This is a genomic window from Priestia sp. P5_B4, from assembly GCF_056400385.1.
In genome coordinates this window covers 45098-52074 of sequence record NZ_JBFULJ010000003.1, presented here as the reverse complement: position 1 = coordinate 52074, position 6977 = coordinate 45098, and the positions used below count along the sequence as shown (strand labels likewise).

Genomic DNA, 6977 nt, shown 5'->3' with positions numbered 1-6977 from the left:
GGATAAGACTTTTGTCCAACGGTCCACGTATTCCCCACTTGGGCTTTAAGAGGACTGTGAATACGATGATAGTCTTTCGGACTAAGATAGAGAATAATAAACTGTCCCTCTATATATTTTTCAAGAATGAGATCATTTGAAACCATTTCCTGTATAGAATAAGGTTTGTTTTTTACAATCATTTCTTTTTGAGGCGTAATGACTCCATATGCTTCTATCTTTGCATCTACAGGACTGACAACGCTGTCTTTCTGCTGGTCGACCGGACGGGCAGAAGGATTCAAACGGCGAATAAATAGCTCGTGTAAGGTTTGATAGTGATGCAGAGGCTTGTCCATTTCTTCTTTATTTACTTTAAAAACTTTTGTATAGGAGGGTATAACAAACCGACTCCATTTAGAGAAAGTGAATTTCCGAATGAGCTTCGATGATCCTTGATGATTCGTAAGCTCAATAAACGTTCGATACAGGTGCTGCAACAATAATTTTACCTCCACATACTGAATAGTTCTTTACTAGAATAAGGTTTGCGTCTACAATGAAATTACCATTATTTTTACCTTTAGTTCATTCCATCCTTTAAAGGAGTGAGGAAATTGTTTTTATTAGACTATCTAGATCATACAATTAAAAAGCTGAGATCCCAAGCGGCAAACTCCTTAACGATTGTTAATTTAAGTTTAGGAAGCTTTGCTATTTTATTTGTCATGAAAAATGAATTGAACTTAAGTTTATTACTGATTTTTTTAGCAGCGTTAGCAGACCGATTCGACGGCATGGTAGCCAGAAAGCTGCAAATTGAATCTGAACTTGGAAAACAACTGGACTCCATGTGCGATATTATATCATTTGGCATCGCTCCAGCTCTACTACTTTATCAAAGTATTTTGTCTCACTTTGGTGCTGCAGGTTCAATTGTTACCATCTGTTACATTGCTTGCGGAGCACTTCGTCTTGCTCGCTTTAACATCACAGAAAATACTGGGTATTTTACAGGGCTCCCTATTACCGCAGCAGGTTGTTTATTAACTCTTAGCTACTTGGGCGTCCCTTATTTACCTTCACACTTTTATATGTTTTTAATTATCGTACTCGCTTGCTTGATGATTAGTACTTTCAAGCTAAAAAAAGTGTAGAGCTCCATTTACTTTTGCAGAGGAATATTATCGTCTTGCTTCTTTTCTTAATTATAGAATAAATCATCTTCTTTAAGAAACAAAGCGAAAATTCCTTAAGAATTCTTAAGAATGAATGGTTCTATTCGGTAGGATATGTCATCTAAAAAAACTCATGCACATGCATGAGTTTTTTTTAACACCAGCAGCTAAAAAACCAATAGAAGCTTCCGAAAATTAATAACAGGACAAACAGAACAATCAACAATCCAAGTCCCCAGCCGAAGCCTCCTCCACATGGGTAAGCTGGATAATTAGGATAACAGCAGCCTCCGTAACCGTACATACTTTCCCCCCTTACACTATGAACTACTACTAGCGTATGTACATACTTTTTTCTCTGTATAGGCTGGTAACTATCTATAAAGAAAAATCTGTGGACTTTTTCAAACTCTCTTGTCCCCGGGGGGAATTTTAAACGTACAGGCAAAGACATCCTTCTTTTTACATATAGTGTAATGTTAGTCTCTCACAAGTTGATATCCCCTTATGGAGGTGAAGAGATGTCTGCATTATTTACCGCACTAGGCTATTTCTTTAAAGAATTGGTTTTCCTTGTTTCCTACGTAAAAAACAATGCCTTTCCTCAACCCTTGTCTGCTGCTGAAGAAAAGAGATATTTATCTTTAATGGAACAAGGAGATCAAGAAGCGCGAAACCTTCTTATCGAACACAATCTCCGGCTCGTTGCGCATATTGTTAAAAAGTTTGAAAACACAGGAGAGGATGCGGAAGATTTAATTTCAATTGGGACAATCGGTTTAATTAAAGCAATCGAAAGTTATTCGCAAGGAAAAGGAACAAAATTAGCTACTTATGCTGCACGATGTATTGAAAATGAAATATTGATGCACTTGCGAGCGCTCAAAAAAACAAAAAAAGATGTGTCTCTCCATGATCCAATTGGCCAGGATAAAGAAGGAAATGAAATCAGTTTAATTGATGTATTAAAATCAGAATCAGACGATGTAATTGATATGATTCAACTAAATATGGAATTAGAAAAAATAAAAGAATACATCGATATTCTCGATGATCGGGAAAAGGAAGTAATTGTTGGTCGCTTCGGTTTGGATCTGCAGGATGAAAAAACCCAGCGAGAAATTGCAAAAGAATTAAATATTTCAAGAAGTTATGTTTCGCGAATTGAAAAGCGAGCGCTGATGAAAATGTTTCACGAATTTTACAGAGCCGAAAAAGAGAAAAAAAAGAGCGGAAAGAAGGAGAATTAATCCTTCTTTCCGCTCTTTTTTTAAAATAATTTCCAAATAATAATCCGTAGTAAACACATCATTACTCCCCCTACTAATCATTTAGGTGGAATCTTTCTCCACAAGCAGCCATACAACGATATATCCTTTTTGATTAATCATCATTCATCCACTCCTTTCCACTGTTCAAATTAGAAATGACGGTAAAACTCATACTTGCGGTCTTTTATTTCTTCTTCTAATTGTCTTACATACTGTTCATGCTTAATTTCTGCCTCAGAGTATTGACGAGACTTTATGGTAATAGTTAAAAAGAAAATGTTCAGTGTCATTACAATCACCTCCTTATACACAAAAAAGCCACAGTAATGCATAAGCATCCTGTGGCTGAAAAATAATAAAAACCACAGGGCTACTATTCGCACCTGTGGTGAATTAACGTGTTTTAATGATCAAAGTAAGAAAGTTACTTGATACAGGAACACGGCCGAATAGTATACGTATATAGACGATTTTTGAACATAGTTGAAACTGGATGACCCATAACTGATAAACGTCTTAACATATGACTCGACCTCCTTTTAATAAAGTATTTTCCTTACAATGGTAATTATATCCACAGACTCATAAAAAGTAAACTGTTTTTTTGAAAAATAGGGAATTTTTTTATTTTTTAAACCCTCATAAAAAAAAGACGATGTATGATCGTCTTTTTATATCTATTATTCTTTTTCTTTCATTAGTTCTTTTTTCAGTTTTTTAGTTTGATAACTAAAATAAAAGGCAAGAGCGGCAAAAAGAATAACGATGGCTTCCATTATTCCAAGCTGCATATCACTTTTTTCACCTTGGCCAATCATAACACCAATGTACAAGAATGTACTTACGGCTAGAAGGACGTAAATAAAGCGGCTGTAATCTTCAATTTTTGCTTTGATGCGTTGAGCTTTCATACAATCACCTTTTCAGTAGAATGTTATAACTCTACTCTATCATAGATCTATAGGTCTATAAAAATCCTATTTTTACCACTCTTATTTCAATGCCTCTTCTAAGTCTTCAATTAAATCTTCTACATCTTCAAGGCCTACAGAAATACGAATTAATCCATCTGTAATTCCTAGCTCTTTACGTCGGTCGCTCGGTATAGAAGCATGAGTCATTTTAGAAGGAATGGAAATAAGGCTTTCAATGGCTCCTAAACTTTCTGCTAATGTAAAATACTTCACTTTGCTCAGTACTTGTTTCGCTTTCTCTTCGCTTCCCACATCAAAAGAAACCATTCCTCCAAAACCTCTTGCCTGCTTTTTAGCAATGAGGTGGTTTGGATGGGTTTTTAATCCTGGATAATATACTTTTGTAACAGCAGGATGAGCAAGTAAAAATTCTACTATTTTCCCAGTGTTGAATTCATGTTCTTCCATTCGTATTCCTAATGTTTTAATCCCTCTCATCAAAAGCCAAGAATCTTGAGGTCCCAAAATGCCTCCAGTCGCATTTTGAATAAAATGAAGGTCTTCTGCCAATTTAGACGAATTCACAACGGCTAGCCCTGCTACAACGTCACTGTGGCCGCCTAGATACTTAGTTGCACTGTGCAGAACGATATCCGCACCTTTTTCGATAGGGTTTTGCCAATACGGGGTACTGAATGTGTTATCAACGATGGTAAGTAAATGATGCTGTTTAGCTACTGAAGAAGCCTGCTGCAAGTCAGTAATTTTTAGGAGAGGATTCGTGGGAGTCTCGATATAAATAGCTTTTGTGTTGGGGCGAATTTCTTTCTTAATATTTTCGATGTCGCTTGTATCAATAAAAGTAGCTTCAATGCCAATACGGCTCAGCACTTTTGTAATCACTCGGTACGTTCCTCCGTAAACGTCATCTGTAATTAGCACATGATCTCCGCTGTTAAACAGCATGAATACAGCAGTAGTAGCTGCCATACCAGATCCAAACGCAAACCCAGCATATCCTCCTTCAATTTCTTTGATAAGTTCTTCTAAGGCGTGTCGTGTAGGGTTACCGGTTCTAGAATATTCGTATCCCGTATGTTTCCCAGCTCCCTCTTGTTTATAAGTGCTCACTTGATAAATAGGAACAGAGACAGCACCCGTCTGTTCATCGCCAACAATTCCACCATGAATTAACTGTGTTTTACGTTTCATCTTATCTTCCTCCACTGTAAATATTTTTACTTAAGTACCGTTCGCTGCTATCGGGAAAAATAGTGACAATATGAGCGCCTTTTTCTGCATTTTTTGCTTCGAGCAGGGCTGCTTCGAAGGCTRCTCCTGAAGAGCTCCCTACTAGTAACCCTTCTTTTAAAGCCAGCTCTTTCACTCTTTGAAAAGCATAAACATCTTCAACAGTATGAATAGTATTAAAATAAGACCGCTCCATATAATTAGGGATGAACTCCATTCCAATTCCTTCAGTTAAGTGAGGGCCGGATTTCCCTCCGTTTAAAATCGAACCTTCTGGCTCAACAATGACTGTTTTTAGAGAAGGATTTTTTTCTTTCAAAAATTTTGCTGTACCCATAAATGTTCCACCTGTACCTGCTCCAGCTACAAACACGTCGATTTTTCCATCAAGCTGTTCATATATTTCTGGCCCTAAGGTTTTGTAATAAGTCATAGGATTGGCCGGATTAGCAAACTGCTGAGGACAATAAGAACCAGGTATTTCACGCAGCAGCTCTTGAGCCTTGTTTATAGCACCTTTCATACCAGCTTCAGTAGGTGTTTGAACCACCGTTGCCCCCAAAGCCTTCATCAGCTGCTGTTTTTCAATACTGAATTTTTCTGGAACACATAGTATAACGTTTATTTCGTGCTGAAGAGCAGCTAAAGCCAGCCCAATCCCCGTATTTCCAGCAGTAGGCTCAACCACCGTTCCGCCTCGATTCAGTCTTCCAGAGCTAAGAGCTTCTTTCAGCAGTTCTTTTCCTAAACGATCTTTTACACTTCCTCCTGGATTAACATATTCCAGTTTAGCAAATATCCTGATTTCTCTGGGTAAATCAAATTGTGTAATCTCAATCATAGGTGTGTTTCCAATCAATTCATGAACGTTTTTGGCTACCTTCATAAGCTTGAACACCTCGCTATCGAATAATATAACTTAACCTATAAATAAAGTAGGAATTAAGGTGAAAATATAGTCTACACCCCATGTTATGATAAACGATGCAGAGTGTAGACGAAAACAAACTCTATATTTTACKAACAGCTTATTTTAATTTTGTAATAAAATTCAATACTAATTTCGTTGAATTAACAGCTGCTTTTTCTAAAAATTGCTCAAAAGAAACATTTGATTCTTTGCCGGCGATGTCAGAAAGAGCACGAAGAATAACAAACGGTACGCCAAATTGATAGCATACTTGAGCAACAGCCGCCGCTTCCATTTCAGCTGCATACAGGTCTGGAAACTTAGAGCGAACAAACTCTACGCGCACAGGATCGTTCATGAACGAATCACCTGTAGCAATTAGCCCTTTTACAATTTTCATATCCGTTACTTCAAGAGCGCTTTCTTCAGCAAGACGAACTAGTTTTTCATCTGCTTTAAAAGCTGCAGGCAAGTTTGGTACTTGACCGTATTCATAGTTGAATACCGTTACATCTACATCATGATGACGAACTTCTGTTGAAATAACCGCATCTCCTACGTTTAACTCCGGATGGAAGCCGCCTGCTGATCCTGTATTAATAACGTAATCAGGTTTGAACTTCTCTAGTAAGATCGCTGTAGATAACGCAGCATTTACTTTTCCAATACCTGATTTTAATAATACAACCTCCACACCGCTGATTGTTCCTGTCGAGTATTCACATCCTGCGATTACTGTTTCTTGACGATTTTCAATTTTATCGCGTAAAATCGTCACTTCTTCTTCCATTGCTCCAATGATTGCTACTTTCATTTTAAAACCTCTTTCTACTATTGTTTCGTTGCCTCCAATACCCACACAAAGTGATTAAATTGTGTAAAGGTTATGTGAAAACCATTGCTTTCAAAGATTTGCTTTAAGACGGGAATCGTTGTATAGTATTCCCTCTCTAGATCTTCTGCTAGTTGCGTATACCCTTTGTGTTTTKCCTGAACAATGGTATCAGCAAATGAATCCGCTGTTTCAAACATTGTATCAGCAAACACTATTTTACCACCGGTTTGAAGTAACTTTCCATAGTTTATCACAGCTTCTTCTTTTTCTTTATCTGTTAAATGATGAAAAGCATACGTACTAACTAAGCTCTCTGCTGGAAACAATGATGTATCAAATTGTAAAAAGTCTCCTGGTGTGACTAAAACATCTTCCCCTAATTTCTGGTGTGCCAATTGTCTCATTGGTACTGAAGGTTCAATTCCTACTACAGTCAGTTCTTTTTCTAACAGTTTTTTTGTTAAGTTTCCAGTCCCTGTTCCAAATTCTATCACATGCCCTATTGAACGGTCTGCTACATGCTCTAAGATTTCATTATAATTGCGAAACACTTCTCTATACTGTTCATCTTTCCCGCTTACCGATGCATCATATTCATTCGCCCACTTTTCAAAGATATCTAAAAACTCTAGACCCATA

At 37.2% G+C, this 6977-nt stretch carries 10 protein-coding genes; 2 read left to right on the top strand and 8 right to left on the bottom strand.

All coding sequences use genetic code 11. From position 1 onward, the window contains the following. On the bottom strand, nucleotides 1–482 hold a 482-nt coding region (locus AC1DRF_RS01130), incomplete at its 3' end, for a phosphatidylserine decarboxylase (RefSeq protein ID WP_477740251.1). A 114-nt stretch (nucleotides 483–596) separates the two neighbouring features. Here AC1DRF_RS01130 and pssA point away from each other — a divergent pair. Further along, nucleotides 597–1136: a CDP-diacylglycerol--serine O-phosphatidyltransferase gene (pssA, locus tag AC1DRF_RS01125; protein WP_013059266.1), complete on the top strand. Its 540-nt coding sequence runs from the start codon at nucleotides 597–599 to the stop codon at nucleotides 1134–1136. Between the two features lie 175 nt (nucleotides 1137–1311). Here pssA and AC1DRF_RS01120 read toward each other — a convergent pair whose 3' ends face one another. Next, complete coding sequence (locus tag AC1DRF_RS01120) at nucleotides 1312–1461, bottom strand: hypothetical protein (protein ID WP_014458166.1); 150 nt, start codon at nucleotides 1459–1461, stop codon at nucleotides 1312–1314. Nucleotides 1462–1678: 217 nt separating this feature from the next. Between AC1DRF_RS01120 and sigK the strand changes: the two genes are divergently transcribed. After that, complete coding sequence (gene sigK / locus AC1DRF_RS01115; RefSeq protein ID WP_013059268.1) at nucleotides 1679–2407, top strand: RNA polymerase sporulation sigma factor SigK; 729 nt, start codon at nucleotides 1679–1681, stop codon at nucleotides 2405–2407. Nucleotides 2408–2577: 170 nt separating this feature from the next. Here the strand turns inward: sigK and AC1DRF_RS01110 are convergent, their stop codons facing one another. The 6 genes from AC1DRF_RS01110 to AC1DRF_RS01085 all read right to left on the bottom strand — a co-directional run bounded on the left by AC1DRF_RS01110 (nucleotide 2578) and on the right by AC1DRF_RS01085 (nucleotide 6976). Continuing rightward, on the bottom strand, nucleotides 2578–2718 hold the full coding sequence (locus AC1DRF_RS01110; RefSeq protein ID WP_013059269.1) for a YrzI family small protein: 141 nt from the start codon (nucleotides 2716–2718) through the stop codon (nucleotides 2578–2580). A 390-nt stretch (nucleotides 2719–3108) separates the two neighbouring features. Beyond that, on the bottom strand, nucleotides 3109–3339 hold the full coding sequence (locus AC1DRF_RS01105) for a YrhC family protein (RefSeq protein ID WP_013085078.1): 231 nt from the start codon (nucleotides 3337–3339) through the stop codon (nucleotides 3109–3111). A gap of 81 nt (nucleotides 3340–3420) precedes the next feature. Beyond that, complete coding sequence (locus AC1DRF_RS01100) at nucleotides 3421–4554, bottom strand: bifunctional cystathionine gamma-lyase/homocysteine desulfhydrase (RefSeq protein WP_097824617.1); 1134 nt, start codon at nucleotides 4552–4554, stop codon at nucleotides 3421–3423. A gap of 1 nt (nucleotide 4555) precedes the next feature. Beyond that, nucleotides 4556–5479: a PLP-dependent cysteine synthase family protein gene (locus tag AC1DRF_RS01095; protein ID WP_477740250.1), complete on the bottom strand. Its 924-nt coding sequence runs from the start codon at nucleotides 5477–5479 to the stop codon at nucleotides 4556–4558. 142 nt (nucleotides 5480–5621) lie between these two features. Beyond that, nucleotides 5622–6317, bottom strand: coding sequence for a 5'-methylthioadenosine/S-adenosylhomocysteine nucleosidase (gene mtnN, locus AC1DRF_RS01090; protein ID WP_028411671.1), 696 nt, complete (start codon nucleotides 6315–6317; stop codon nucleotides 5622–5624). 17 nt (nucleotides 6318–6334) lie between these two features. Further along, entirely contained in the window at nucleotides 6335–6976 is a 642-nt protein-coding gene (locus AC1DRF_RS01085; protein WP_477740249.1) for a class I SAM-dependent methyltransferase, read from the bottom strand. Nucleotide 6977: the final 1 nt, after the last annotated feature.